Source organism: Nocardia sp. NPDC050408 (assembly GCF_044458905.1).
GTDB lineage: Bacteria > Actinomycetota > Actinomycetes > Mycobacteriales > Mycobacteriaceae > Nocardia.
Genome location: NZ_JBITIL010000015.1, coordinates 70725 through 92176, shown reverse-complemented (window position 1 = coordinate 92176; position 21452 = coordinate 70725). Strand labels below are relative to the sequence as shown.

The 21452-nt window shown below is 64.2% G+C and carries 25 protein-coding genes and 1 pseudogene; 9 read left to right on the top strand and 17 right to left on the bottom strand.

Going from position 1 to position 21452, the window contains the following annotated elements; all coding sequences use genetic code 11:
* Nucleotides 1-50: 50 nt before the first annotated feature.
* From tilS to dacB, 3 genes are all read right to left on the bottom strand, one after another.
* Complete coding sequence (gene tilS / locus ACIBJI_RS31765) at nt 51-1070, bottom strand: tRNA lysidine(34) synthetase TilS (protein ID WP_396957754.1); 1020 nt, start codon at nt 1068-1070, stop codon at nt 51-53.
* 290 nt (nt 1071-1360) lie between these two features.
* Nucleotides 1361-2476 carry a zinc-dependent metalloprotease gene (locus ACIBJI_RS31760; protein ID WP_397087038.1) on the bottom strand — a complete coding sequence of 372 codons (1116 nt, stop codon included), beginning with the start codon at nt 2474-2476 and terminating at the stop codon, nt 1361-1363.
* A 13-nt stretch (nt 2477-2489) separates the two neighbouring features.
* Nucleotides 2490-3953, bottom strand: coding sequence for a D-alanyl-D-alanine carboxypeptidase/D-alanyl-D-alanine-endopeptidase (gene dacB / locus ACIBJI_RS31755; RefSeq protein WP_396957756.1), 1464 nt, complete (start codon nt 3951-3953; stop codon nt 2490-2492).
* A 190-nt stretch (nt 3954-4143) separates the two neighbouring features.
* Between dacB and ACIBJI_RS31750 the strand changes: the two genes are divergently transcribed.
* Nucleotides 4144-4635, top strand: coding sequence for an inorganic diphosphatase (locus ACIBJI_RS31750; protein ID WP_364353969.1), 492 nt, complete (start codon nt 4144-4146; stop codon nt 4633-4635).
* 113 nt (nt 4636-4748) lie between these two features.
* Here ACIBJI_RS31750 and ACIBJI_RS31745 read toward each other — a convergent pair whose 3' ends face one another.
* The 10 genes and pseudogenes from ACIBJI_RS31745 to ACIBJI_RS31700 form a co-directional block, all read right to left on the bottom strand.
* On the bottom strand, nt 4749-5297 hold the full coding sequence (locus ACIBJI_RS31745) for a hypothetical protein (RefSeq protein ID WP_397087036.1): 549 nt from the start codon (nt 5295-5297) through the stop codon (nt 4749-4751).
* The gene (locus ACIBJI_RS31740; protein ID WP_397087034.1) at nt 5294-6142 is read right to left on the bottom strand and encodes a hypothetical protein; all 849 of its coding nucleotides are present in this window, start codon (nt 6140-6142) and stop codon (nt 5294-5296) included. Before ACIBJI_RS31740 ends, ACIBJI_RS31745 begins: the two co-directional genes overlap by 4 nt.
* Nucleotides 6142-6456, bottom strand: coding sequence for a hypothetical protein (locus ACIBJI_RS31735; RefSeq protein WP_397087032.1), 315 nt, complete (start codon nt 6454-6456; stop codon nt 6142-6144). The genes ACIBJI_RS31740 and ACIBJI_RS31735 overlap by 1 nt, the downstream gene beginning before the upstream one ends.
* Nucleotides 6456-7073 carry a hypothetical protein gene (locus ACIBJI_RS31730; protein ID WP_397087030.1) on the bottom strand — a complete coding sequence of 206 codons (618 nt, stop codon included), beginning with the start codon at nt 7071-7073 and terminating at the stop codon, nt 6456-6458. Before ACIBJI_RS31730 ends, ACIBJI_RS31735 begins: the two co-directional genes overlap by 1 nt.
* Before the next feature lie 290 nt (nt 7074-7363).
* Nucleotides 7364-7663: a hypothetical protein gene (locus tag ACIBJI_RS31725; protein WP_396957762.1), complete on the bottom strand. Its 300-nt coding sequence runs from the start codon at nt 7661-7663 to the stop codon at nt 7364-7366.
* 28 nt (nt 7664-7691) lie between these two features.
* On the bottom strand, nt 7692-7820 hold the full coding sequence (locus tag ACIBJI_RS31720) for a hypothetical protein (RefSeq protein WP_397087028.1): 129 nt from the start codon (nt 7818-7820) through the stop codon (nt 7692-7694).
* Nucleotides 7821-7914: 94 nt separating this feature from the next.
* Nucleotides 7915-8133 (bottom strand): hypothetical protein, encoded by a 219-nt coding sequence (locus tag ACIBJI_RS31715; protein WP_364353987.1) that lies wholly within the window; start codon nt 8131-8133, stop codon nt 7915-7917.
* A 455-nt stretch (nt 8134-8588) separates the two neighbouring features.
* The gene (locus ACIBJI_RS31710) at nt 8589-8912 is read right to left on the bottom strand and encodes a hypothetical protein (protein WP_397087025.1); all 324 of its coding nucleotides are present in this window, start codon (nt 8910-8912) and stop codon (nt 8589-8591) included.
* A gap of 25 nt (nt 8913-8937) precedes the next feature.
* Nucleotides 8938-9060: pseudogene (locus tag ACIBJI_RS31705) on the bottom strand (DUF1542 domain-containing protein); the annotation flags it as partial.
* Nucleotides 9061-9088: 28 nt separating this feature from the next.
* Entirely contained in the window at nt 9089-9526 is a 438-nt protein-coding gene (locus ACIBJI_RS31700; protein WP_397087023.1) for a DUF4254 domain-containing protein, read from the bottom strand.
* A 514-nt stretch (nt 9527-10040) separates the two neighbouring features.
* Between ACIBJI_RS31700 and ACIBJI_RS31695 the strand changes: the two genes are divergently transcribed.
* The 6 genes from ACIBJI_RS31695 (at nt 10041) to ACIBJI_RS31670 (ending at nt 14654) form a co-directional block, all read left to right on the top strand.
* Nucleotides 10041-10922 carry a helix-turn-helix domain-containing protein gene (locus ACIBJI_RS31695; protein ID WP_397087021.1) on the top strand — a complete coding sequence of 294 codons (882 nt, stop codon included), beginning with the start codon at nt 10041-10043 and terminating at the stop codon, nt 10920-10922.
* The gene (locus ACIBJI_RS31690) at nt 10919-11137 is read left to right on the top strand and encodes a DUF397 domain-containing protein (RefSeq protein ID WP_396957768.1); all 219 of its coding nucleotides are present in this window, start codon (nt 10919-10921) and stop codon (nt 11135-11137) included. Before ACIBJI_RS31695 ends, ACIBJI_RS31690 begins: the two co-directional genes overlap by 4 nt.
* A 167-nt stretch (nt 11138-11304) precedes the next feature.
* Entirely contained in the window at nt 11305-11898 is a 594-nt protein-coding gene (locus tag ACIBJI_RS31685) for a DUF3558 domain-containing protein (RefSeq protein WP_396957770.1), read from the top strand.
* Between the two features lie 9 nt (nt 11899-11907).
* Nucleotides 11908-12285: a hypothetical protein gene (locus tag ACIBJI_RS31680; RefSeq protein WP_396957771.1), complete on the top strand. Its 378-nt coding sequence runs from the start codon at nt 11908-11910 to the stop codon at nt 12283-12285.
* Nucleotides 12282-13571: a hypothetical protein gene (locus tag ACIBJI_RS31675; protein WP_397087019.1), complete on the top strand. Its 1290-nt coding sequence runs from the start codon at nt 12282-12284 to the stop codon at nt 13569-13571. The genes ACIBJI_RS31680 and ACIBJI_RS31675 overlap by 4 nt, the downstream gene beginning before the upstream one ends.
* 237 nt (nt 13572-13808) lie before the next feature.
* Nucleotides 13809-14654 (top strand): ESX secretion-associated protein EspG, encoded by an 846-nt coding sequence (locus tag ACIBJI_RS31670; protein WP_397087017.1) that lies wholly within the window; start codon nt 13809-13811, stop codon nt 14652-14654.
* Nucleotides 14655-14685: 31 nt separating this feature from the next.
* Here ACIBJI_RS31670 and ACIBJI_RS31665 read toward each other — a convergent pair whose 3' ends face one another.
* Complete coding sequence (locus tag ACIBJI_RS31665) at nt 14686-15441, bottom strand: maleylpyruvate isomerase family mycothiol-dependent enzyme (protein ID WP_397087015.1); 756 nt, start codon at nt 15439-15441, stop codon at nt 14686-14688.
* 606 nt (nt 15442-16047) lie between these two features.
* Here ACIBJI_RS31665 and ACIBJI_RS31660 point away from each other — a divergent pair.
* On the top strand, nt 16048-17292 hold the full coding sequence (locus tag ACIBJI_RS31660; protein ID WP_397087013.1) for an esterase/lipase family protein: 1245 nt from the start codon (nt 16048-16050) through the stop codon (nt 17290-17292).
* Nucleotides 17293-17545: 253 nt separating this feature from the next.
* Here ACIBJI_RS31660 and ACIBJI_RS31655 read toward each other — a convergent pair whose 3' ends face one another.
* From ACIBJI_RS31655 to ACIBJI_RS31645, 3 genes are all read right to left on the bottom strand, one after another.
* Nucleotides 17546-19309: an MDR family MFS transporter gene (locus tag ACIBJI_RS31655; RefSeq protein ID WP_364354236.1), complete on the bottom strand. Its 1764-nt coding sequence runs from the start codon at nt 19307-19309 to the stop codon at nt 17546-17548.
* Nucleotides 19310-19368: 59 nt separating this feature from the next.
* Complete coding sequence (locus tag ACIBJI_RS31650; RefSeq protein ID WP_364354014.1) at nt 19369-19875, bottom strand: MarR family transcriptional regulator; 507 nt, start codon at nt 19873-19875, stop codon at nt 19369-19371.
* Between the two features lie 91 nt (nt 19876-19966).
* Nucleotides 19967-20788 carry a crotonase/enoyl-CoA hydratase family protein gene (locus tag ACIBJI_RS31645; RefSeq protein WP_396957773.1) on the bottom strand — a complete coding sequence of 274 codons (822 nt, stop codon included), beginning with the start codon at nt 20786-20788 and terminating at the stop codon, nt 19967-19969.
* A 163-nt stretch (nt 20789-20951) separates the two neighbouring features.
* Here ACIBJI_RS31645 and ACIBJI_RS31640 point away from each other — a divergent pair, with 163 nt between their 5' ends.
* Complete coding sequence (locus tag ACIBJI_RS31640) at nt 20952-21425, top strand: YbaK/EbsC family protein (RefSeq protein ID WP_364354020.1); 474 nt, start codon at nt 20952-20954, stop codon at nt 21423-21425.
* Nucleotides 21426-21452 lie beyond the last annotated feature (27 nt).

Below are 21452 nucleotides of genomic sequence, written 5' to 3'. Positions count from 1 at the left end.
GGGCCCGTCGCTCGCGCCGCGGGTGCCTCCCCCGGCCGATCCATTATGTGTCATCGGCTCCCTTGTAGACGCAAAGTCAGCCTGCCATGTTCGCGCGCGGCGACCAACCTGTGTCCCGGTGTTGCGCCGCCCACCGCGACACCGCCCTGCCCGCGCCATGCGGTAATCAATTCGTCAACCGCCTGTAAATGCTTGTTGGTCAGGGCTTTAGCGCCACCGGCCAGCAACCAGGCACGGATTGCGCGGCGACGCAAGGCCGCGGGGGCAGTGGCGAGGGTCTCTATCGAGAGGGTCGGATCATCACTCGTCGGACCGGAACTCGCGGCTCGCAATAGCTCGTCGGCCAGCGCATCCAGTACCGCACCGTCGTCGCGCAACTGTTCGGCCGTGCGCGCCAACGCCCTCGCGACCCCGCCCCCGAGCACGTCCTCCAGCAGCGGCAGAACTTCATTGCGCAACCGCACCCTGGTGAACTCCGCCGCCGAATTATGCGGATCCTCGAACGGCGTCGTACCGATATCGACACACAACTGCCTGGTCACCGCCCGCCGCACCCGCAGCAGCGGCCGCCCCCACGGATCCGCGAACGCCGCCATCCCCTGAATCGACCGTCCGCCCGAACCCCGCCCCAACCCCAACAAAACGGTCTCGGCCTGATCATCGAGCGTGTGCCCGAGCAGCACCGGCAATCCGCCCCGCGCAGCGTCGAGCGCCGCATACCGAGCTGCCCGCGCCGCCGCCTCCATCCCCCCGTCCGCACCGACCTCGACCGCCAGGACATGTGCCGACCGACACCCCAGCGCCAACGCCGCAGCCGCTGCCTCAGCCGCCACCCTGTCTGATCCCGACTGCAACTGATGATCGACAACAAGCGCGTCGACCTGATCCGCCTCCACCACGGCAGCGGCGGTCAATGCCAACGAATCCGCGCCCCCGGACAACGCGACCGCCACATCACCTGTCGGGTAATCGGCCAGCCACCCCCGCACCGCCCGCCGCACCTCGAGCACCGCCTCGGTTTCCGGCAGCCGCCGCGCATTCCCGGGCATCGCTCCCGCCGTACGGCTCATATCCGGAGACTACCGATGACCAGTGCGCTCGATCCGCCCGGCAAGCGGCCCGGCACAGCCGCCTGACCGCCACCACCACATTTCCGCACTCGCCCAGGCGACCCGTGCCGCCGCCAGTGATCGCCTCGCAAAGGTTGTGTGACTTGTGCGAGGCGCTCACTGGGTATGCGACGCCGCATCGACCGAAGGTTGAGTTCATCGCCAGGGCCTTCGCGTTTGCTCGAGACGCCGACTGGTGCGAACCGAGGACCTTCGGGCGCAACGCATAGACGATCGAGAACCGCTGCGAACTATCCGAGAACGCGAGCCACCCAGCGCTCAGGGGCCTCGATTTCCGTTGCGAGAGGCAGGGTCTCGGGATTGGTCCAGATGGTGTTGAACTGGGCCATGCCGACTTGGGCCACCACGGCGTCGACGAATTTCTTGCCCCGGACGTACTGGGCAACCTTGGCATCAACGCCGAGCAGAGCGCGCAGCAGGCGTTGGAGAGGATTGGTGGGGCGTTTGCGGCGCTTATCGAAGGCGGCGCGGATTTGTTCGACGGTGGGGATGACGGCCGGGCCGACGGCGTCCATGACGTGGTCGGCGTGGCCTTCCAGCAGGGTTCCGAGCATCAGCAGGCGGTCAAGGGCCTCGCGTTGCGGTGGGGCCTGGGTGGCGCGCAGTAAGCCGACGACGCCACGGGAATTCGGGTCCGCGGGGCCGGCGCCGCGACGGCGGTCGCGCACCTCTTCGACGAGGCGGCCGAGCATATCGGCGAGCGGTTCGTCGCCGACCTCGCCGAGGGTGTCGACATTGGCGCGCATGTAATCGGCCAGCCACGGCGCGGAGGAGAACTGCACCCGGTGGGTCACCTCATGCAGGCAGACCCAGAAGCGGAAGTCGGTCGGCGAGACGCCGAGTGCGCGCTCGACGGCCATGATGTTCGGCGCGACCAGCAGCAGCGTCCCATCGGGTCCGGTGAACGGGTCGTATTGGCCGAGGATCGCGGTGGACAGGAACGCCAGCATCGCGCCCGCTTGCACGCCCGCGGGTTTGCCCGCCAGCAGGCCCTTGTCCGATGCCGGTCCGGTGCCGGTCAACTGGGCCATGGAATCGGCGGCCGCGTTGATCCAACCGGGCCGGTCGACGATCACGGCCGATGGCACCGGCTGATCGTCGAGCAGACCGCTCACCTCACGAACCGGCCGCTCCGCCCGCACCGATGCCTCGGCCAACTCGCTCACTACCTGCTCAGCCGAATATCGCGAGGTCCGCGGGCCTGACGGCACCAACGCGGCACCGGTGCGCGCGGCAAGGCGCCAATCGACGGCACCGGAAAATCCGGAACGTCTGCGCTCGGCCGGAGCGTCCGCACCCGAATTCACGGCGGGCGCGGCGCCCGATTTATCAGTGCCTTCGAACATGGTCAACCACCCGTCACGAGCATCCACAGTTACGCAGCGTGCCGGCGATGGCGTCCAATGCGGGCCGGCTCAGCTCCGGTGGCCGATCGTTCGACATCAATGCGAAGGTCAATACCCGCCCGTCGCTGTCCAGCACATAACCGACCAACGTGCTTGCCACCGAGAGAGTTCCGGTCTTGGCCCGCACCCATCCCGCGCCGCCCCGGTTCTGCGTAACATAACGGCTGCTCAGCGACCCCGTCGCACCCGCGATCGGCAAATCATCGAGCAGCGGCGCCAGCGTGGTCGCGACTCGGTCGGTTTCCGGCCTGGCCTTGGTGTTGCTCGGCTGCACGGCATTGGCGCCGCTCGGCTTCGCCGCGGTCGCGATGATCTTGTCGAGCAGTCGGGCAGGCACCCGGTCCTCGGTCGACAGGCCGCTGTTATCGCGCATCGAAAGACCGGTGAGATCGAATCCGCCCTTGCCGAGCGCGGTTTCAAGGGCGGCGACGGCCCCGGTGAACGATGCCTCGTTGCCGGACGCGACCGCGATCTCGCGGCCGATGGCCTCGGCGAGCACATTGTCGGAATGGACCATGGTGTCGCGCAGCCGGTCCCGCAGCGGCGCGGATTGCACGCTCGCCACCTCCATCGCATCGGCGGCGGCATTGCCGATCCGCACCTTGGCAGGATCGAGTCCGAGTTCGATGGCCAGGCGCTGCCCAGTCGCCAGGGCCGGAGTCGGGGTGCGCGGCGAGTACTCCACCAACGGGTCGAGGCGGCCGCCGTCGAGCATTACCGGATCCATCGGCGCGATCGAACCCTCACCGATATCGACCGGATCCCAGCCGGGCGCCATGGGCGGGCCGGAATACGCGGAAGTGTCGACCACGATGGTGTCGGCGATCCGGCCGGAGTCCTTGATTTGCGACACCAGATCCGACAGGCGCGGCCCGTTCGGGTAGTACCCCTTGCCGTCGGGCTGCGCGGTCAACGTCGGATCGCCGCCGCCGACCAGCACCAACTCATTGGGCGCGGAACCGGCGACGACGCGGGTGGTCACCCGATGATCGGAGGGCAAGGTGAGCAAGGCGGCCGCAGTGGTGAGGGTCTTGGCGGTGGACGACGGGATCATCGGCTTATCGGATTCGGCGCCCCACAGCACGGTCGCGGAGTCCGCGTCGGTCACCTCACCGGCGAACGCACCGAGATCGGGATTGGCGACCACCCCCGCGAGCGCGGCGGCGACACCGGCCGGAGTCGGCGCGGGCGCATTCGACGGCGCGGGCTCAACCTGTGGAAGCGGTTTCACCGGCGCGGGCGGTGCGGCAATGGTGAGCCCGCGGTGCCGGAATGCCTCGGTCCACGGCTTGACCGCGATCACTACACCTACCCCGGTACCGAGCAACACGGCCAGCATGAACGCGACGCCGATCCAGATAAAGCGGCGTCGCTTGGCGGCCGAGCCACCGATATTCCTGTTGCTGCCACCCACCACGTGCCCGCCGTCTCTCCGTCTCGTTTCGCCCGACCGTCGCACAGTCGCCGGGGCGACCCACCTACCGCACCCAAGTGCCCGCGGACCACACTATCCTCGTTCCGGCACCGTTCCCCCCGAACACCTGTCGAGTCGGCGTTCCGACGACCGCACGGCGACAGTCCCACAGAAGCATCAGTAAGGAGATGGCGTGGAGTTCGACGTCACCATCGAGATCCCCAAGGGTTCTCGGAACAAGTACGAGGTCGATCACGAGACCGGTCGGGTCCGGCTCGACCGCTTCCTTTACACGTCCATGGCCTACCCGGCCGACTACGGCTACATCGAGAACACCCTCGGTGAGGACGGCGACCCGCTGGACGCGCTGGTCCTGCTGCCGGAGCCGGTATTTCCGGGCTGCCTGATCGAGGTCCGTCCGGTCGCGATGTACAAGATGGTCGACGAGGCCGGCGGCGACGACAAGGTGCTGTGCGTGCCCGCGGGCGATAAGCGCTGGGACCACATCCAGGATCTGGCCGATGTGCCCGAATTCGAACTGGCCGCGATCAAGCACTTCTTCGAGCGCTATAAGGATCTGGAGCCCGGCAAGTACGTCAAGGGCTCGGAGTGGGTCGGTCGCGCCGAGGCCGAGGCCGAGATCGAGGCCTCGCTCAAGCGGTTGCAGGAAAACGGCGGCCACTGAGTTTTGTTGGGGCGGTGGATGATTCGCCCTCAAACGAAAGCGGGGAGTCCGGTGCGTTCGGACTTCCCGCTTTGTTTATCACCGCGGATTTGCGTTGCGAATCGTCCAGCCGATCAAGCACCCTTCAAAGTGCGAATCATGCTCACAAGCACTGGTGCACCCGCTTGTGTTCCCTGTTCATCATTCTCATAGAATCCGAGTTCACCCTCCCATCCATCGATCCTGGCAGTTAGTGTGTAGAAGTGTCGCGAAGTGGGGGGATCCGTAATCACCGGCACCTGCTCCACAACTTCAGAGACAGCCACCTTGTCGACAGTTATGGTGCGTGATGGGGCGTGTTGGGCGGTCGAGTGCCAACCCTCGACGTCAACGATACGGGACAGAGAAACGTATCCCGCGTATTTTCCTTCCGGATCGCGGTATTCGCAGCCATTTCCACCGTCGATCTTATCGGTCATCGGTTTGGTAGCCCCCACGGCGAGCTTGAAATTCGTCGCATCATATCGAGAGGAGAAGAACTGCATAGGAAAATCACATAGCTCCTGGAACGTATGGACACTCCAGTGCGCTGTCGGATCCTCGGGATGTGTGCGCAGCGACAGCCCGCAGCTCGCGAGGAGTACCGCGAGACCCGGAATTGTGGCGAGTTTCTTCGGATTCATGTCGCCTGCCATTCGGCCGAGTTGGTAGAATTTATGTTGAAGGCGTCCGATCTGCTAACCGGCCAGCGATCGTTCTTGAACCCCTTGGCATTATCTGTGGCGCTGGTTATCTTATTTATATTCTGCCTTTCCGCAATCAGAGCATCTCCCAGCTTCTTGCTGTAGTCGATGGCGTTTTTGATAATCTTGGCAAGAAGATCGATAGCATCCGAAATTCCAAATGGTGCCGCTACTCCGGTCGCAATTTTTCCCAGGGCAGCGGCGAAATCCACAAGAAATCCCGCTATATCCTTCACGATGACGGAGTAGAAGTCCCAAGCGGAATTTGATACCGCAGCCAGGCTTTCATTCAGTTTATCGCAGATTGATTTGGCCGTATCCATGGTGGCGTCCTGAAGGGTGCGCGCCGCGGTGTATTTGAGCGCCGCCGCCCCCGCCCAATATCCGGTCAAACTCCCATTGACCAGCTCGTTATTCTGCGCCTCGCCGATCTTTGATTTGAGTTTCAACCAGTCCTCGCTTGTCTGCAGGAACGCGACAGGAGCCTTCAAGCCGTCTACAGCATTCTGCAGCTTCTCCAAAAGCTCTTGGATCTTCTTCTTTATCTCTTCCTTGTGATCCTGCAGGTAGCCGGTCATGTCGTCTTCGGTCATCGAGCCGTAAGCTGCGCCGACTGCCGCGCCGATGATGCCGAACACGGACCCGCCTTCGGCCGCCGACATCGCTATGGCTGCCTGGTTGAATTTCTTCTCCACCTCGGCGGGCTGAGTCCTGATCTGCTCTATCTGGTTCGAGAACTGACCGAGTACATCGTTGAGCTCGTCGATAGTTTTCGTGGCACCCATCAATATCCTTCGTCGAGCTTTATCACGGCATTTGCGAAGTTCTGGTCTTGTTCTTGATACACCTTGGCAACGTGCTCGAGGACGGCTCCGATGGAATCCGTCTCGGCAGTCCCCTCGGTCAGCCGGTTATACATGTACTGCGCGGCTGCGACCTGAGCATCCCAGACCTCCTGAAACAGGGCCCAGACAACCTCTTTGTTGCTGTTTTGAATGTTCTGCGCTTTCGTCGCGGCTTCGCGGAGGCTGTCGGACGCATGTCCCCATGCCCGCGCGGCGGATATCAATTCATTCAGATCTACCGAATAATTGGCCATTACGATTTCCTCATCAGGTAGTCTTTGTATTCCGCGAGTTCGTACTCGAGTTCTTCGTCGGATCGGGCCGCCCATGACCCGTCTTCATGAAAAGGCGGGCGCTGCTGGCGAACCTGGTTCGCGCAATCCACGATATCGTAGGCCAGATAAGAGGGGTCGACCGTTGCCGCCCATCGTGGATTGATATTGATATCACTGATCCGCGCGATACTCGCCGTGACAGTGACCGAGGGCGTGCCGAAATCGGTGATGGGTCCTCGACCGACGAATTCGTCACGCAGATGCAGTGCTCGTTCGACTGCCTCGAATTCGGCGAGCGACTGCGTATCGAGAAGCGTGATCAATTCGGCACGGCGGGACGGAGACGTGCTCAGCGCGGCCCAGTTCCCGGATTTGATGATCGGCGCGTCGTGACGCCACAGCGCGACGTAGTATCCGGTCATTGCCGCTGCCGAGAAATCTTGCGGATCCAAGCGATTATGGAGATTACGGTTCACGTCGATATTTACCGGAAGGCGACCATCGTCGAGATTCATCTCGAATAGTCCCACCCCGATCAATCCAGTAGTCACTCGCTCATTCACTTTCTTTGTTTTCCATGAAGCATCTTTGTGCACGGCGTAGCCGGTCGCGAATGAAGCACCATCGATTTATTACCGCCGACTACTCGACGGACTTCCGCGACGATATCTAGAGCGATACCCCCCTGTTTTGCTGATTCCCCTGCACAGTCGTTGCGCACCAAACACATTCGGCATTTGGCTACCCCGACTGTCGTCTGAGCAAACCCTACCGTCCGGTGCACACCCCGGCAAGCCAAAGCAAAGCGGGAAGTTCGAACACCGGACTTCCCGCTTTGCGTTCTATTACGGTGCGGTGCCGCCGATTTCAGTTATCGGCGGATCGGTCAGTAGTAGATGTGGAGATCCCAGCCGCGGTAGGTTTTCGACGCGCTGCCAGTAGTAGCCGCCGGGGGCGGCCACCGCTGAGTGCCCTCCCCCTGCCAGTTGCGGGCCGCGCGGCCGAAGTCGCTGCCGGACTGTGGAACGCGCGCCTCAGCGACGCCTTCCAGGCCGAGCTCACCGCGCTGGACGCCATCCGATGGTGCCGCGACCTCCCGTGCGACGAACTGTCCGGAATCATCGGCCCTGACACACCCGAAGAGGATGCCGCTAGCCTCAGCGACCTCGAGGAACTCGCCCGACATTGAATCGCCACGTGGGCGATCTGTCTGCTCAGCCGTCTTGACGACGACTGGATGGAAGTCCGGGACCCGACTCGACGAGGCCCATCGGCAAGGTTTGCGGCCGACGGATGCGGTCGAGCACCGGATCGGCGCGCCCGAAGATCCGGTCGGCGGTCACTGAGCACAACGAAAAGCGGGAAGTCCGGTGTGTTCGGACTTCCCGCTTTCGATTACGCTGCGGTGCCGCTGATTTCGGTTAGCGGCGGATCGGCTCAGTAGTAGATGTAGAGATCCCAGCCGCTGTAGGTTTCGACGCACTCGTAGTAGTAGCCGCCGGTGGTGGGTGAGGCGCCGTCCGCGGCACATGCGGCGGAGGTGGCATAGGTGCCGTAGTAGTAGCTGGTGGCTGCGGACGCGGTTGCTGCCGTCGACACCCCGGCGACGGCAGCGGTGGCGAGAAGACCGGCCGCGATGAAGGACTTGATTCGCATTTCACTGCTCCTGAAAGCGAGTTGATTGATTACCTCGCTTACGTTAAGGACGATTCGCGCCCTGAACAGCCAACCCTAGGGCTCGAAGGATCGCCCCCTTGGGCAATACCACCTTCCCCACCCCGCGTCCGTTCGGCGGTGTGCCCGAGGGATTTTCGGCGAAGCCATCATTCGGCGATCGGTATCGGAATGCCCGCCAGCCGGGTGGCACGATCGACTCGCCATCGATTCCGCACGGCCTTCGACAGCCCAAACCCACCAGCACACGAACACTCGGCAGCGGCAAGGCAGATCCACGCGCCACCAGAGAAACAGCACGAATCAGCCGCAGTCCATCCCGCACGGCCTTCAACAGCCCAAACCCACCAGCACACGAACACTCGGCAGCGGCAAGGCAGATCCACCCGCCACCAGACAAGCAACACAAATCAGCCGCAGACAATCCCGCACGGCCTTCAACAGCCCAAACCCACCAGCACACGAACACTCGGCAGCGGCAAGGCAGATCCACGCGCCACCAGACAAGCAGCACGAATCAGCCGCAGTCGATCCTGCGCGCGCCCCTCGACAGCCGAAACAGCATTGGTACCGGTGTCGGCGTCGGCGATGGGGAAGACGTTGAGGGCGTTGATCTCCTCGCGCCGCTGCTGCAGGCGTTCGAGGCGGATTCGGCCCCAGCGCAGTAGACCCGTGCCGTTCAGCTCATTCGGCCCGGCAGCGGCAGGCAGTCCCGCGTCGGGGCCATCGCCCATCATGTCCCGCACTCCGGGCACCGCCACCTCTCTCCGCAATCGTTCACACCGCCATGCCACCCCGCACCCAAGCGACTGCTGGAAGTACGGGCACCGGTCGCCCGGCGACGCGCCCGTCCGGATAGTAATTCGGCGTCTCCGCTGCGGAATTCAGCGATCCCGCAATCGCTCGGCCCGCGGAGTTCGAGAGTGGTGGGATATTGTCACGGGCCGCCGGGGAGTCGGCGACGGCCCGCAGTGACTTCGGCTGCCAAATCCTCGTAACCGATCGACAATTCGGCCAGCGACTCCCAAGCGTCGCCGAGGGCGTCGTCCGTGGCGCTTGCCAGGGCGGCGTATGCGGTGGCGGTGTATTGGGCGAGGCGGTCGAGTACCGCGCCCAGCGTTTCGGTGTGCACCGAGGCGCTGCCGTGCGCGGGCGGCAGGTGCGCATGCACCCAATGATTGATCTCGCGCACCAATTTCGCTCTCCGGCAATCGATGTCATCGGTACGGCCGCCGTCGGCGAGTCGACTCTCGTGCAGGCAAGTGAGTTCGTAGGCCGCGTGTAGCAGCGGGTGCGCGGCGTGCTCGACGCCGCGGCACGCCCGCAGCACCGCACCCTTCGTCGGCAGCGGTTCGATCAGCAAGGTCGCGTACACAACTGGGCCGCGGCGGCGACCGCGATGCGGTCCATGAGATTTCCGATTCGCCCAAGGCCCGCTTCGAAGTCCCTCTCCGAGGCCATCCGGCGTCGAGCCGCGCCGAAAGGCGGTTCCGGACAGTGCGCGGTACCACCATTCGACTCGACTCGATGGACGCCCGCCACTTCGAGACAAGACCTTTGTGTTTTCGGATGCGCCCGGCCGAAGCTCGGGATGCATCGCCATCCCCGTTGATCCATCGACTGCCTCGATTCGTCTCGGTGAATTCGAAAGCGCCCGGCCGAAACTGCGGATACGCGGCAATCCGTTGTGATCCAATAGGTTTCTCGAGTTTCCTACGGCTCTCCGACCGGGCGCGGCAACAGCACAGCACGCGACAGGCGGAGGAGTCAGCGTCTACATGGGGTCTGCATTCGAATCGCGCCGAAAGGCGAGGACAAGTTCCGTGTCCGCGGATCGGTACATCCGCGGACACTTCACACTCGTTTCCGAAAAACTGAGGTAGGGGGCCATGACGGATTCAGGAAGTACGGTGCCGCGACGACAACTGGGGCGCCATCTGCGTGACCTGCGCTTACAGGCCGGGATGACCATGCCCGAGGCGGCGCAGTTGATCGAACGCGGTAAGACGACCTTGCAGCGGTTGGAGACCGGGCAGGCGAATCGGATACGGCTGCTCGATATTCGAGAGCTGTGTGCGGTTTATGACGCGGAAGAGGTGGTGACGGCGGGGCTGCTGGGGTTGGCGCAGCAGGCGTCTGGGAAGTGTTGGTGGCATGAGTATGGGAGGTTGATCCCTGAAGACTTCGATGTGTACGTGGGGCTGGAGGCTTCGGCGCGGCGGTTGACTTCGTATGCGCCCGACGTCGTGTTGGGATTGCTGCAAGCGCCAGACTACTCGCGCGCAATGCTGCGACGCGGTTTCCCAAACGCTTCGACCGAAGAAATCGAGCAGCGCGTCGAACTGAAACAGCGCCGCCAGCGAATCCTCACTCGTAAACGCAAACCAACCGAGTTGAGAATCGTGCTGCTCGAGTGCGCACTCCGCCGCGTGGTCGGCAATCGTAAAGTCATGGCGGCGCAGATGCGGCACCTTGCCGACCTGTCAACGCTGCCAAACATCACACTCCAGGTTCTGCCGTTCTCAGCCGGCATCCCACTGGGCGACCCGGTCGGGCTGTTCACCATCATCGAGTTCGGGACGGACAAGACGAGGCAACCAACCGAGCCATCGGTTGTATATCTCGAAAACCTCACTGGCGATTTGTATCTGGAACAGCAGAACGACGTCGAGCGCTACCATGTGGCTCATGTAGCGATCCGGCGCGCAGCGCTGGATGAGACAGCGAGCCGGAGTTTTCTTCGGCAGCTAGCAAGGGAGTACGCCACGTGACCCACAAGCACGACGTCGACCTGTCAAAAGCGTGCTGGTTCAAGAGCACTCGCAGCTCGGCTGCCAAAGACTGTGTCGAGGTCGCATTCCTTTCCAGCGGCACTGTTGGCGTGCGCGATTCAAAGAATCCCGACGGCACTGCACTGGTGTTCAGCGGCGGCGAATGGGATGCCTTCACCACCGCCATCGCCGTTGGGAAGTTCAGCCAGTCCTGAGTGATTGATACGAAACCTCCCGCACGATGTGAGTGAGTGCGGGAGGCTTTCGGCGTCTGATCATTGCCTCGTCGCATTGCCGGTCTCCCACGCCAGACGGTAGGGTTGCGGGGCAATGGGGGATGCGCGGGGCCCCTCGGGACGGGTGGCAGCGAAGGGGTTCGCAGATGGTCGGTACAGCGAAGATGCCGCGCGCTGCGGCCCTGATCCTCGGCGCGGCGCTGGCGCTTGTTGGATGCAATGACAACTCAGGGGATAGCGCGCCGCCGCTGAGCAGCACGAAAGCATCGGCAAGCACGACAGCCGCTGCGACTACATCGAAAGACCCCGAAGCAGCTATCTGGAATCCCTGCGACATACCCGATTCCGCGATCTCCGCCCTCGGACTGAACGCCGCCAGCAAGGACACCAAAGTCGCCGGAGTCGACCCGACTGGCTGGAAGGTATGCAGCTGGCAATCGGTGCCGAAGACGTACACGCTCGGCGTCTTGTCGTCAGACCACACGCTGGAAGAGAGCCGGCAGCGTTCCGACTACACGGACTTCGAGTCAACGACCGTCGGTTCGCGTCAAGCGCTCCAGTATCGCAGCGTCGGAAGTTCGCACGACCTCGGTTGCTGGCTCAGTGTCGAGGTGCCCCACGGGATGGTCGATTTCAGTGTGCTGAACCGGTATGGCTCTGCCGGTGCCAGTGCCGGCGAACCCTGTGGCGAAGTGCGCCGTCTCGGCGAAGCCCTGGAGAAGTATCTGCCTGCGCGATGAGGAGGGGGAATGATCAACGGTGTTGATCCTGACCAATGGAAACGCTTGCTCGACAGGGCGAATGCCGGTGAGCTGTCTCTGGACCCAGAGGTCGGAAAGGGCTTGGACAAAGTCTGTGATGATCACCTCGACCGGCTGAACACAGCGCTCGACAACATTCGGTTCATCAGCCGTGTCACAGGGTTCGGAACCTTCAATTCAGGTCAGATTCTTGAGAAGAAATTCTCAGAAACCGCCAGCGGGACCGAACGGTCCCTGGATACCGTGATCAAGCAGCACATCGACTCAGTTGAAACCGTGAAACAGGTTGTGGCGCAGGCGATCGCTAACTTCGTCGCGCAAGACCAAGCCCGCGCCTCCCAGTTCGAGCAGGTGACTCCGGAATGACCTACGAGGACTACCAGCGCCGGGTCATCGAGACCCAAGAGCAATGGAACCGGGACCGCGACTGGATCTACAAAACCGAGTCGGGTTACAACGGTTTCGACGGCGAGACGCAACCGCCGCACATCACGACTCCGGACAGCTACGACCATCTCACCCTCGAGCAAATGCAGACCGCCGTCTCGGCGATGAAGCCGAAACTCGTCGATGACGCGGTCACCATGTGGGCGAATATCGGCGCGGACCTGACCGGCACCTTCGAGGTCTTCAAGCGCGAATTCGGTCGCACCATCACCGGTCAGAACGGCCACACCGGATGGACCGGTGCCGCAGCGCAGGCAGCCTCCACGGCAGTGAACAACTACTACGACAAGTCCGTTCCGCTCGCGCAGGCAGCCACGCTGACCAGCCTGAAGCTCGCGGAAATGAAGACAGGTCTGGAGCAGACCCAGGCGTTGATGCCGGGTCTGACCGAACGCCCGGATATCGCCGGCAAGACGCTGCCCAAAGACGGCGTCATGAAGACCGACGAATACACCAGCACCGAGGCCGAGCAGGAGGGGCGCAGAATCCTGCGCACGGTTTACGGTCAGGTCGCGGGGCAGACCGATGTCGGCCTCCCCTACATGCCCACCGCGCCGACGATCGTCGACGGCCCCGGCCCGGTCACTCCAGGCCGCGATGCCGGTGGTGCGCAAGGATCTTCGGGTCCCGACGACGGCTCCTCGGGTACCGGTGGCGACGGTTCGGACGGCTCGGGCAACCAGGGCCAGGATTCGGGCAAACCGACAGGCACCGAACAATCCACGACCCCGTCGACGACAACACCGGATGCCACCACCCCCGCCAGCACCATCCCTCAAAGCACAACCGCGACAACGCCATCCGCTTCCACCACCACCGCGACCCCGAGCTCATCCACCCCGAGCACATCCACCCCGAGCCTCAACACACCCGGCATCGGAACCAGCACCGGCCGCCCGACCAGTACCGGCCTCCCCGGCACCACTCAGGGCAGCCCCGGCCACACCGTCGCAGGCACACCCGCGACCACCACAACCACGGCCGCCGCGACCACCCGCCAGAGCACCGGAACAACGGGCCGCTCCGGCATGTCGGGCATGGGTGCGCCCGGGCAGAGCAAGGGCAACGACGACGACCGCAAGAAGGGCGTCCCCGACTACCTCATCACCGCCGAACACGGCGAAGAACTCACCGGCCTGAACTCCCACCCCAAAACCGTCCCCCCAGTAATCGGCGAACCCCCCACCAGTGACCCCGCCTACTAACCCCGCCCCACCAACAACGCACCCAACACCCCACCGCCGCGCACCAATTCGCACGCCACGCACGAATTCGCCAGGCAAAACATGCGCGCCACACAAACCGGTGCGCACCAGCAGCCCAACCCAGACAACACGCACGCCGCACGCGTCCGTGCGCGGCAGCGGCCCATGCGCGGCAAACGGATCGATGCACGCGATGAGCGTGAGCGAGGCTGAGCAGTGGAGGGGTGAGCGCAGAGAATGACAATTGATGAAGGCGGCGGAGTGGGTATGGGCAGCGGGACGGCGGGCGGGCGTGTGGATGGGACGGGTAGTCACAGGCTCACGGGTCTGGAGTTCGAAATCCTCTGGGCCGCATACGGTCGCGACCGCTTGCCCTATCCGCTGCACTATCGCACCGACATCGCCGACTTCGATGAGCTGAAGCGGCACCGCGAGGCCGCCGTCGATTCCCTGCTGGCCAAGTACTCGCCCGAGCTCGAACGTGCCATCGAGGTTCTGCTCGAGCCGGATGTCCGTGTCGAGTCGAAGGGTTTCGGAGGTGCCGATGTTTTGCGTGCCTACCGGTTCCACGGCGCGGTCCGCGCTCAGGCCGGGGCAGCGCTGCAACAATTCCCCGGCTCGAGTCCGGACACCGGCGGCGATATTCTCGTAACCTATTGCGCCGCAGAGCGCGTCGCCCGACTCGCGGTGGCCGCGCTACCGGCGTGCGGACCCGGCGCCCACCCACCGCTGGAGATCCGCCGCGCGGAAATCGCCGCCGAGCGCGAGCGCCACATCCGCCGCGCCCACGACGTCGGCCCCATCGACCAACTGGACCGCATCTTCCAGCGCCCCCGCTCCGCCTTCGGCGAAATAACCATCTGCCCCGGCCCGGCCCTCGACGCCCGCCCCACCCCGTCCCGCGGTTTCTGGTGGATGGACTACCCCGACGGCCGCTACTACGTGAAAACCGGCGACCCCATCATCGCCAAACCCATCGAACCCCATGCCATGGCCGCCGAAATCCACCGCCTCACCACCCTCACCCAGCGCTACCACCGCGAAGACCGCGAACACGACGAATACCTCCGCACCCGCCACTGAACATCCCCACAACCGGCACCCGCGGCCAGGTTCAGAATTTGATGCGTTCGAGCCAGGTCGCGAGCACGGACAGGTCTCCGGAGGTCTCGAGCCGTGGGCTGTCGGCTGGGATCCGGCGCAGCAACAGGAGATACAGATCCACGGCGGTGCCCTTCACCGTCAACGATGCCGGTGCCTCGCTGTCGCCGCTGGTGATCGTGTCGCCGGATCGGAGGATCGTCCAGGCGTCATCGGTATCGATGGCGCGCAATCGCAGGCTGGTGCCTTCGTCGAGCGGTGTTTCGAAGCGCGGGCCTCGCTCGACGATCTCGAGAAACTCCGACAGTCCATCGGCGCCGAGTTCGGGGGCGATGGCCACCTCGCGGTCCAGGGCGAGCAGGGCGTCGGCGCGGTGCGCGGTCGCCTCGTGCAGGCGTCGGCGCACCCACCATTCGGCCGGGCGCGGGGAGCCGAACGGCGTCCAGACCGGGACATCGGAACCGACTGTGTCGATGTTGTCGATCACCGCTCGGGCGCCGGCTCGCAGCCAACGGTCTGCCTCGTCCAAGTCACGTGGCCGACGGATATCGGGAACCTGCTGGAATTCCAGGAATTCGGTGGCCCGGTCGGCAATCATCGCTGCGGCCCAACGGTTTCCACCGCCGACGTGCGCGATCAGGTTCGACAGGGTCCAGTCCGGGCAGGTCGGTATCGGCGTCTTCGGGTCGGCGGACCGGTAAAGGTCGGCGAGCAGATCGGTCTCAGTCAGCAATGCTTTGCGCAGCGCCGATGTGTCGAGCGAGGTCACGAATTCGACTCTAACTCAGCGCAACTCGATTCGATGGGCACGCTGAGCTTCGATGACTTGGAATACGACATCATCACCTCGACGCAGGGGCGATTGGTGGTGAACAAACGATGTTGCGAGGTGGTTCGCCGAGGTGTTCGACGACATCGACGGGCGCACGAGGGCGTCGAGCGCGAGAGGGCATACCGAGCACCGCGACTCGACCATCGACCTACACCTCGGCGTCGCTGAATCGTCGGAGAGCACACAGATCGAGACGCGCGGCTCACGGCGGATGTCGGCGCGCCCGGAGGTAGGTGGAAACGACGATTCGCACTGCTGATCCGGTCCGCAGGTTACCGGCCGCGGGCTGCCATCGGCATGGACGGTGACGAGTGCCCCGTAGTGGCGGGAATCAGGAAGTAGGGCGGCGCGGTCGACGATAGTGGCGCTGGGCTGACGCGACATCAAAATGTCACCAGTCGACACTGCCTTCGGGACCAGCGAATGGGCCACATCGAGAGGAAATAGCTTTACGCTATGAAAGGCTCGCGTGCTCGGTTGAGTGCCCGGCCCTTCTCAGTCCAGTGAATCCGCGTGTCAATCGACCAGTCGAGGAGCAGGACGATGCCTGTTGTGAACATCTGGGGTTCGCTCAGTCCCGCGGCGCGCGCCGCGTATCCCACGCCGCAGGAGCCAGACGATGAGTGGCCCCTCCGCGGTGGAACCGCATGGGTCTACTACAGCCCGCTGAACCAGCGGCAACTCACCAAACCGGTCATCCTCGCCGACGGGTTCTCGCTGGGCGCGAGTGACCTCGGCGAGCTCTGGGCCGGTCTGGAGAATAACGGGCGATACCGCTTCATCAGCGAGTTGCACGCGATCGGCCGGGATGTGATCGTGCTGGGCTACGACAACCGGGCGGCGTCGATCCCGGACAACGCGAACACAGCCATCGAGTGCATCCAGACCGCCATTCGCAGGCGTGCCGGTAAAGCGAAACTGGCGGTGGGTGGTTTCAGTATGGGCGGGATGGTGACCCGCTACGCGTTGGCCAAGATGCAGCACGATCCGGACCTGCCCGACCCCGAGACCAGCATGTACCTGTCCTACGACACCCCGCATCGTGGTGCATGGCTGCCGATCTCGATGCAGGCTTTCGCGCATTTCCTCAAGGACAAGTGGGGTGCGACTTCGCCCATCTTCGGCCAGTTCTCCGACCTGATCAACAGCCCGGCCGCGCGGCAGATGTCTCGCTGGCACCTCAGCAAGATCGGCGACCAACCGGACCAGGCGTTGGAACGACGCGCCTTCCTGCAGCAGTTGGATGCGGTGGGTGGATGGCCGCAGGGTATCCGCAAGATCGGTGTCGCCAACGGGGTCAGGACCGGTAACGGAAACGGGATCGGTCCCGCGCTGACGGCGGTGAGCGGTGGCGGCGACCTGCTGATCGACGCCACACTGCGCACCCAGGCACCGGGTCAGCAGGCCGTGGCCACCCTGCACGGGGCAGATCAGCCCCCGATCGAGATCCGCACCGACGGACTGCCCGATATCGATGGCGCTCCCGGCGGCCTGTTCCCCGAGAACCCGGTATTGCCGGGCAACCCAGCCAGTTTCGGGATGGCCGCCATACTTATGGGGTTGCTCGGATCCGAGGTCGAGTTGCAGTTCAACACCTCGTGTTTCATTCCCTCCATCAGCGCCGTCGCCGCAGGCGAGATCGACAACCGTGACGCGCTGTACAGCGAGATCCGCGACGGCGGTAGCGAACTCGACGCTTTCGCCTGCGCCAGCAGGAACGAGGGACATACCACTATGACCCAGGAACTGGGCACGTGGCTCGTGAACGAGATCGACGCTCATTCCTGAGGGCACGGTGAGCAGATCCACCCACCGCTGAACGTGGCAGCCGCACCGATACGCATCACGGTGCGGCTGCTCCGTCTCCACCATGGATCTTCATTCTCGAACGCCATGCCCGCAACTTCCTCGGCGCGGTACGGGTCGTTCCGGGCGAGGCCACCGGACTACCCCGCTGCCTGGCGAACGCTTCTATCCAGACCGTGAAACGGGTCGCGCCCGGCCCCGGCAAGTGCCGGAACCGGGCGCGATTCGGCCGGGTTCACGCGGAACCGGCACCGCCGGTCCTCGGTCCGGCACCGTTGGTCGAACCGGCCGTGCCCGGCACGGATTTCGCCAGCTCATCCAAAGCGTCCTGAGATGGGCTCACCGCCTCGCCGCCCGCGGTCAACAGGCCCGTGCGCTCCACGACATCGGGTCCGGCACCATTGGCCGCCGCCGCACCCTTGGCCGCCTCGATTCCGCCGACCGTCCGCAACGGCACTTCCTTCCAGAACAGCACCAGGATCAGACCGAGCAGCGCGAGACCGGTCACCCAAAGGAACACCGTCGACATCGACTCGGCGAACCCGACCTTGAACGGCCGCGCCAGCTCCGGACTCAGCTGCTGCACGATCGAGCTGTCCTTCAGCACCCCGCTGGCTGCCGAAGTATCCTGCGCGAGCAGGCCTTTCGCGAGCGCGGCATCAGCGGGATTGCTGCTGTGCGCGGCCTCGACCACGGCGTGTTGGAACGCCGGATCGGTGGCCGCGGACTTCATCTCCGTGGAGATATTCGGCGTCAACTGCGCGAAGAGGATCGAGAGGAATACCGCGACACCCATCGTGCCGCCGATCTGCCGGAAGAATGTGGCCGCGGCGGTGGAGACGCCCATATCCTTGGGCGGCAACGCATTCTGCACCGCTATGGTGAGCGGCTGCATGAGATTGCCGAGTCCGAATCCGGTGCAGGCCATGAAGATCATCGCGACCCACAGTGGGCTGTCGGCATTCACGAAGTGCAGCAGGAACAGGCCCAGCGTCAACATGCTCGCGCCGATGAGCGGGAAGATCCGGTAACGACCGGTACGCGAGATCAGCTGACCGGATACGATCGAGCCGGTCATCATCCCGAGCACCATCGGCAGCATCTGCAGACCCGCCAGCGTCGGACTGGATCCGCGCACCACCTGTAGGTACTGCGGCAGCAGCGAAATACCGCCGAACATCGCCGAGCCGACCACGACCGAGATCACCACGCCGAGCGCGAAGGTCTTATTGGCGAACATCCGCAGCGGAATCAGCGCCTTATCCTTCATCGACTTCTCGACCAGCACGAAACCGATGACACCGAGCAGTCCGATCACATAACAGAGGATGGAACGTCCACTGCCCCAACCCCATTCGCGACCCTGTTCGGCAACGATGAGCAGCGGCACCAGGCCGATCGCCAGCACGAGCACACCCCACCAGTCGACCCGGTCGGTGGAATGCGGCCGCTTCGGCAGCTTGAGCACCTTGGAGACGACGCCGAGCGCGATCAGGCCGATCGGCACGTTGACGAGGAAGACCCAGCGCCAGCCGCTGATCCCGAGGATGCTGTCCTGTCCGGCCAGCACACCGCCGAGCACCGGGCCGATCACACTGGAGGTGCCGAATACCGCGAGGAAGTAGCCCTGATACTTGGCGCGTTCACGCGGGCTGACGATATCGCCGAGGATGGTCAGCGCCAGCGACATCAAGCCGCCCGCACCGAGTCCCTGGAATGCGCGGAACGCCGCGAGCTCGTACATCGACTGCGCCATCGTGCACAGCAGCGAACCGACCACGAAGATCGAGATCGCGGCCATGAAGAAGGGCTTGCGGCCGAACATGTCGGACAACTTGCCGTACAGCGGTGTCGCGAGCGTCGCGGTGATCAAGTAGGCGGTGGTCGCCCACGCCTGCATCGAATAGCCGTCGAGATCATCGGCGATGGTGCGGATCGCGGTGGAGACGATCGTCTGGTCCAACGCCGCGAGCAGCATGCCGAGCAGCAGACCACTCATGATGGTCAGGATCTGTCTGTGGGTGAAACCCGTGGGCTCCGCCACGGTGGCCGGTGCGGTCACGAATCGTTCTCCGTATCGAGGTCGAATTGGTGCTGGTCCTGGCGGATTGCCGCGACCATCGCGGGCTTGGCCCGCTCGAAGTCGTCGACGAACTGCCGCAGCAGTTCGGCGAATGCGGCACGGTCCTGCGGAGTCCAGGCCGCCATCACCCGGGTCAGGTTCTCGCGCCTGCGCCTGCGTATCCGCTCGGCGATCTCGCGGCCTCGTTCGGTGACGACGAGCACGGTGGCGCGGCCGTCGTTGCGATCGGCTTGCCGTTCCACCAAATGTCGGTCGACGAGGTGGGCGACATGCCGACTGACCGTCGACGCGTCCGAATGCACCGCCTCGGCGAGCGCGCCCGAACGCATCGGTCCGTCACAGAGCAGCCGGAACAGGACCGCGAACGCCGCTGGATCCACGCCGTCCTTGCTCCGCATTTGCGCCGCGGTCCGCTCCCGGATCCGTTGCAGCCGGGTGAGCTGCATCGCGATCGCGTCGACCGACAGCTCGTCCTCATCCACCCGACTCGCACCTTTACTTGCGTCAATCAATTAGTTGCGTGATACAAGTATGTGCGCGGACCAAAGGCTAGGGCAAGTGAATAACCGGCCTTTACCGGCCCTTGAACTCCGGAGCTCGCTTCTCGAACACCGACTGGATGGCCTCGGTGAGATCCTCCGACGGCAGGAATGCGGAGTTCCACGCCGAGACATAGCGCAGCCCGGCCGCCACCTGGTCCTTGGTGCGCTGCTCGAGCACATCCTTGGCACCCTGCACCACCAGCGGCGGATTCGCGGCAATCTCGCGCGCGATGGCATGCGCCGCGTCCAGCGTCGCCTCCTGATCGGCGAATACGTCGTTGACCAGGCCGATCTTCTCGGCACGCGCCGCGTCGATGTCCTTACCGGTGTAGGCGAGTTCGCGCAGATGCCCCTCGCCGATAATGCCGGGCAGCCGGTGCAGCGAGCCGATATCGGCGACGATCGCGACCTTCGCCTCGCGCAGGCTGAACTTCGCATCCGCGCTCGCGTAGCGGATATCCGCGGCGGCGATCAGGTCCAGCCCGCCGCCGATGCACCAGCCGGAGACCGCGGCGATGACCGGCTTGCGGCAATCGGCCACCGCGGTCACCGCGGCCTGCATCCGGCGCACCTCATAGAGGAAGTCGGTACGCGGCGCGGCCAACGCTTTATCCGCCATCAACGGACCGAAGGTCCCGGCCATCGCGGGCAGGTCCAGTCCGTAGGAGAAATGTTTCCCGGAACCGGTGAGCACAATCGCACGAACCTCGGGATCGGCATCCAGTTCCCGGAAGATCTCCGGCAGCTCCCGCCAGAAATCCGGACCCATAGCATTGCCCTTGCCGGGGCCGGTCAGCGTGACCTGGCCGATGTGATCCTTGGTTTCGACGGCGAAAGCCTGCCAATCAGTCATTCGTATAGCGTAAAGCAGAAGTGCCCCGGCCAGCAGACCAGTCCGTACTGCCTGCAAATGCTGTGCAAAGCCGGTGCGCCGCAGTGGTTCTCCCGCCTGGCTATCCGACCACTGACTGAGAACTAAACCGGCACACTGCCCGCAATCGCTCTACTCTGGTTCCATGCGCAGGTCGCTTCCACCAGTCGCATGCCGGGTCGCGGATACCCTGATCGCGCGCGGCCACCATGGTGTCATCGTCACTCAGCCCGCCCCCACGCCCACCGCCGCCGATGCCGCACGTGCACTCGGCATCGATGTGGGCGCCATCACGAAATCACTGGTGTTCCTCCTGGATGATGATCCGGTGCTGCTGCTGGTTTCCGGCGCACACCAGGTCGACCTCGGGCGCACCGGCGAACGGCTGGAAGGCAAACTCACCCGCGCGCCCGCCGAGATGGTGCAGGAAGTGACCGGTCAGCCCATCGGCGGCATCGCACCCGTCGGCCATCCCACCAACCTGCCGACCTGGGTGGATAACGCGCTGTCCACACACCGGGAGGTCTGGGCCGCGGGCGGACATCCGAATACCGTGTTCCGCACCTCGTTTCGCGAACTCGTGCGCATCACCGCCGGGCTACCCATTGATGTGGATTGAACGCCACACCGGCACACGGCGTAGTTT

Excerpts from the sequence above, each read along its gene's own strand:
- ACIBJI_RS31675 (WP_397087019.1), top strand. The coding sequence starts at position 12,282 with ATGACCTACGAGGACTACCAGCGCCGGGTCATCGAGACCCAAGAGCAA.
- ACIBJI_RS31680 (WP_396957771.1), top strand. The coding sequence starts at position 11,908 with ATGATCAACGGTGTTGATCCTGACCAATGGAAACGCTTGCTCGACAGG.
- ACIBJI_RS31645 (WP_396957773.1), bottom strand. The coding sequence starts at position 20,788 with ATGACTGATTGGCAGGCTTTCGCCGTCGAAACCAAGGATCACATCGGC.
- ACIBJI_RS31695 (WP_397087021.1), top strand. The coding sequence starts at position 10,041 with ATGACGGATTCAGGAAGTACGGTGCCGCGACGACAACTGGGGCGCCAT.
- ACIBJI_RS31715 (WP_364353987.1), bottom strand. The coding sequence starts at position 8,133 with ATGCGAATCAAGTCCTTCATCGCGGCCGGTCTTCTCGCCACCGCTGCC.
- ACIBJI_RS31740 (WP_397087034.1), bottom strand. The coding sequence starts at position 6,142 with ATGGGTGCCACGAAAACTATCGACGAGCTCAACGATGTACTCGGTCAG.
- ACIBJI_RS31640 (WP_364354020.1), top strand. The coding sequence starts at position 20,952 with ATGCGCAGGTCGCTTCCACCAGTCGCATGCCGGGTCGCGGATACCCTG.
- tilS (WP_396957754.1), bottom strand. The coding sequence starts at position 1,070 with ATGAGCCGTACGGCGGGAGCGATGCCCGGGAATGCGCGGCGGCTGCCG.
- ACIBJI_RS31745 (WP_397087036.1), bottom strand. The coding sequence starts at position 5,297 with ATGAATCCGAAGAAACTCGCCACAATTCCGGGTCTCGCGGTACTCCTC.
- ACIBJI_RS31725 (WP_396957762.1), bottom strand. The coding sequence starts at position 7,663 with ATGTCGGGCGAGTTCCTCGAGGTCGCTGAGGCTAGCGGCATCCTCTTC.
- ACIBJI_RS31655 (WP_364354236.1), bottom strand. The coding sequence starts at position 19,309 with ATGAGTGGTCTGCTGCTCGGCATGCTGCTCGCGGCGTTGGACCAGACG.
- ACIBJI_RS31735 (WP_397087032.1), bottom strand. The coding sequence starts at position 6,456 with ATGGCCAATTATTCGGTAGATCTGAATGAATTGATATCCGCCGCGCGG.
- ACIBJI_RS31670 (WP_397087017.1), top strand. The coding sequence starts at position 13,809 with ATGACAATTGATGAAGGCGGCGGAGTGGGTATGGGCAGCGGGACGGCG.
- ACIBJI_RS31685 (WP_396957770.1), top strand. The coding sequence starts at position 11,305 with ATGGTCGGTACAGCGAAGATGCCGCGCGCTGCGGCCCTGATCCTCGGC.
- ACIBJI_RS31660 (WP_397087013.1), top strand. The coding sequence starts at position 16,048 with ATGCCTGTTGTGAACATCTGGGGTTCGCTCAGTCCCGCGGCGCGCGCC.
- ACIBJI_RS31760 (WP_397087038.1), bottom strand. The coding sequence starts at position 2,476 with ATGTTCGAAGGCACTGATAAATCGGGCGCCGCGCCCGCCGTGAATTCG.